The sequence below is a fragment of the Nocardioides sp. 31GB23 genome, assembly GCF_040012395.1.
GTDB lineage: Bacteria > Actinomycetota > Actinomycetes > Propionibacteriales > Nocardioidaceae > Nocardioides > Nocardioides salarius.
Map to the genome: position 1 here is coordinate 1 of NZ_JBDYKJ010000130.1, position 3,369 is coordinate 3,369.

The following is a 3,369-nucleotide window of genomic DNA, read 5'->3' on the forward strand; positions in this document are numbered from 1 at the left end:
ATGTGTATATGAGACAGCTCCAGTGGAGGTCCGGGCCCGTCGGCGTGGAGCGGGTGCTGCTGGGTCTCAGGCCTTGACGACGTTGAGGGCCACCGTGGCGGACACCTCGTCGTGCAGTCGCACGGAGACCTCGTGGGCGCCGAGCGAACGGATCGGGTTCTTGACCGCGATCGTACGCTTGTCGACGGCCTCGCCGGTCGTCTCGGTCAGCGCCGAGGCGATGTCGGCGGGAGTGACGGCGCCGAAGAGACGCCCGCCCTCGCCGGCCTTGACGGCGACGTTGACCGACGTGGCCTCGAGCTTCGCCTTGATCTCGGCGGCGTGCTCGATGCCACGGACCGCACGGCTGGTGCGCGCGGCCTTGATCGACTCGACGGTCTTCTCGCCGCCGCGGGTCCAGCGGATGGCCACGCCACGGGGCACGAGGTAGTTGCGGCCGTAGCCGTCCTTGACCTCGACCACGTCGCCCGGGCCACCGAGACCGGTGACCTCCTGGGTCAGGATGAGCTTCATCGTCCGTGCTCCTCTCAGCGACCGGTGGAGGTGTAGGGCAGCAGGGCCACCTCGCGGGCGTTCTTGACGGCGATGGCCACGTCGCGCTGGTGCTGGACGCAGTTGCCGGTCACCCGACGCGCGCGGATCTTGCCGCGGTCGGAGATGAACTTGCGGAGCAGGGTGGCGTCCTTGTAGTCGACGCCGCTCGCCTTCTCCTTGCAGAACTGGCAAACCTTCTTCTTGGGCTTGCGAATCACTGCCTTGGCCATTGTGGTGCTTCCTTTCTAGAAGCCCGCCCCGGAGTGGGTACCGGGTCGGAATGGGTCAGGTTGATCTGGACAGGTGGTGCTGGACCGAGGGTCCGGGATCAGACGGCGATCAGAACGGGGGCTCTTCGCCCACGCCCGGGGCGCCCCAGGGGTCGTTGCCCTGGGCCGGCGCCGGCCGGGACTGGCCCCCGCCGAACCCGCCGCCCTGCTGGCCCCCCTGCTGGGGAGCCGGCGAGGCCCACGGGTCGTTGGCCGGGGCACCGCCCTGGCCTCCGCCCTGCTGGGCGCCGCCGGAGTAGCCTCCGCCGCCGCCCTGGCCACCGCCGGAGTAGCCCCCGCCGCCGCCCTGTCGGGTGGTGCGGGCGACCTTGGCGGTCGCGTAGCGCAGGGACGGGCCGACCTCGTCGACCTCGAGCTCCATCACGGTGCGCTTCTCACCCTCGCGGGTCTCGTAGGACCGGGCCTTGAGGCGGCCCTGGACCACGACGCGCATCCCCTTCTGGAGGGACTCGGCGACGTTCTCCGCGGCCTGGCGCCAGATCGAGCAGGACAGGAACAGCGCTTCGCCGTCCTCCCACTCGTTGGTCTGGCGGTTGAGGGTGCGCGGCGTCGACGCGATCCGGAAGTTGGCCACGGCCGCCCCCGAGGGGGTGAAGCGCAGCTCCGGGTCGTCGACGAGGTTGCCGACCACCGTGATGACGGTCTCGCCTGCCATGAGGTCTCCCTAGCGGTGTGCTGATCCTGGTGCTGTTCGGTCGTCCGAGACAGCGTTCGCGACCATGGTGGCCGCTCGCGCCGACATCGGACAGGGGTCATCCACAAGTGGACGACCCGAGGCGTCGAGCCGGGGCTCAGTGCGCGTCGGGCCGGATGACCTTGGTGCGCAGGATCGCCTCGTTGAGGCCGAGCTGACGGTCGAACTCCTTGACCGTGTCGGGCTCGGCGTTCAGCGAGATGACGGCGTAGATGCCCTCGGCGTTCTTCTTCACCTCGTACGCGAGGCGACGACGTCCCCAGACGTCGACGGACTCGACGGTGCCACCGTCCTTGGTGATCACGTTGAGGTACTTCTCGAGGGACGGCTGAATCGTCCGCTCTTCGAGGCTGGGGTCGAGGATGACCATTACTTCGTAGGCACGCATAGCGGTCTCCACCTCCTCTGGACTCGGCGGCCACGGTCTCTCCGTGGCAGGAGGGCTGTGCGTTCCCGCGCCCGGCACGCCGCGGAGCGACGCGCTGGTGGGAGCGGGGACCGAGGACACGGACCCGTCGGTGGGTCGTGCGATCTCGGACAGGGCAAGATAGCAGCGCACCGGCGTGCCGGCCCAAACCCGGCTGTGGACGACGCCGCATGGCCGGTCCCCGCAGCGGGTAGACAGCCCGTGTGAGCCACCCCCGTCCGCCGCACCCCCCACCGGCCCGGCCACCGGCGCGTCCGCCGACGAGCCCGCCCGCGCGCCTGGCCGGTCGCTACGAGCTCGCCGACCGCATCGGCCTGGGCGCGATGGGGTCGGTCTGGCGGGCCTGGGACCACCAGGCCGGGCGCTGGGTGGGCGCCAAGCTGCTCGACCAGGGCGCCACGCGCGCGGACGCCGCGATGCTGCTGCGCTTCGTGCGCGAGCAGTCGGTGCGCATCGCGCACCCCCACGTCGTCGCCCCCACCGGCTGGGCCGCCGAGGACCACCTGGTCGTCCTGACCATGGACGTGGTGCGCGGCGGCTCGCTCGACGACCTGCTCGCCGAGCACGGGCCGCTGCCCGAGAGCTACGTGCGGGTGCTCCTGGCCCAGCTGCTGCGTGCCCTGGCCGCCGTGCACGAGGCCGGCGTCGTGCACCGCGACGTCAAGCCGGCCAACCTCCTCCTCGAACCCACCGGCGGCGCCCGGCCGCACCTGCGCCTGGGTGACTTCGGCGTCGCCACCCTGCTCCACGAGCCCCGGCTGACCCGGCACCCGGGCGCGGTCGGCACCGACGGCTACATGGCCCCCGAGCAGCGCGGCGGCGCTCTCCCCGACCCGCGCCAGGACCTGTACGCCGCCGGCGTGGTCGCGCTGCAGCTCCTCACCGGCCGCCCGCCGACTCCCCAGGGGCCACCAGCCCCGCCGACCCCGGCGACCCCGTCGCCGGGGGACCTCGGCGGGCTGCTCGCGGCGCTGACCAGCCCCGACCCGGCCCGCCGGCCTCCCACCGCCCTGGCCGCCCTGGAGCGCCTGCACCGGCTCGGCGTACCGCCGGGCACGCCCTGGGACCAGGAGCCCCGGCCCCCGCACGTGCCCGACCGGCTCGGCGAGCCCGCTGCGCCGCGGTCCTCCTCCGCCGGCCCGCCCCGCACCCGGACACGGCTCGCGGCGCTGTGCCTGGCCGGCGCCTCGACGCTGTGCCTGGTGGCACTGGGGCTGCTGCTGATCGGATGAGCGTCCCGGCCGCCACGGCCTCAGCGGCGGCGCAGCAGCAGGAGGCCCACGACGAGCAGCACCAGCGCGGCCAGCAGCAGCACGCTCGCCACGCCCAGCCGCTGCTCGGCCAGCGCCGGCAGCAGGAGGACCGCTCGCGGGTGCACGGGGCCAGCGTTCCCGGGACCACCCCCGACAAACCCCCGTCAGCCC

General features: G+C 73.1%; 6 protein-coding genes. 1 reads left to right on the forward strand and 5 read right to left on the reverse strand.

From position 1 onward, the window contains the following. Positions 1-66: 66 nt before the first annotated feature. The 4 genes from rplI to rpsF all read right to left on the reverse strand — a co-directional run bounded on the left by rplI (position 67) and on the right by rpsF (position 1,906). A complete protein-coding gene (rplI, locus tag ABKW28_RS22620; protein WP_193671101.1) occupies positions 67-513 on the reverse strand; it encodes a 50S ribosomal protein L9 in 447 nt (148 codons plus the stop codon). Between the two features lie 14 nt (positions 514-527). Continuing rightward, positions 528-764 (reverse strand): 30S ribosomal protein S18, encoded by a 237-nt coding sequence (gene rpsR / locus ABKW28_RS22625; RefSeq protein WP_179614814.1) that lies wholly within the window; start codon positions 762-764, stop codon positions 528-530. Positions 765-873: 109 nt separating this feature from the next. Beyond that, the gene (locus ABKW28_RS22630; RefSeq protein WP_193671100.1) at positions 874-1,479 is read right to left on the reverse strand and encodes a single-stranded DNA-binding protein; all 606 of its coding nucleotides are present in this window, start codon (positions 1,477-1,479) and stop codon (positions 874-876) included. Positions 1,480-1,615: 136 nt separating this feature from the next. Further along, positions 1,616-1,906 (reverse strand): 30S ribosomal protein S6, encoded by a 291-nt coding sequence (gene rpsF, locus ABKW28_RS22635; protein ID WP_179614816.1) that lies wholly within the window; start codon positions 1,904-1,906, stop codon positions 1,616-1,618. Between the two features lie 242 nt (positions 1,907-2,148). On the opposite strand from rpsF, the gene ABKW28_RS22640 reads away from it, so the two are divergent. Beyond that, the gene (locus ABKW28_RS22640) at positions 2,149-3,177 is read left to right on the forward strand and encodes a serine/threonine-protein kinase (protein ID WP_348613515.1); all 1,029 of its coding nucleotides are present in this window, start codon (positions 2,149-2,151) and stop codon (positions 3,175-3,177) included. A 20-nt stretch (positions 3,178-3,197) separates the two neighbouring features. Here the strand turns inward: ABKW28_RS22640 and ABKW28_RS22645 are convergent, their stop codons facing one another. Beyond that, positions 3,198-3,323, reverse strand: a complete 126-nt coding sequence (locus tag ABKW28_RS22645) for a hypothetical protein (RefSeq protein WP_348613517.1) — start codon at positions 3,321-3,323, stop codon at positions 3,198-3,200. Positions 3,324-3,369 lie beyond the last annotated feature (46 nt).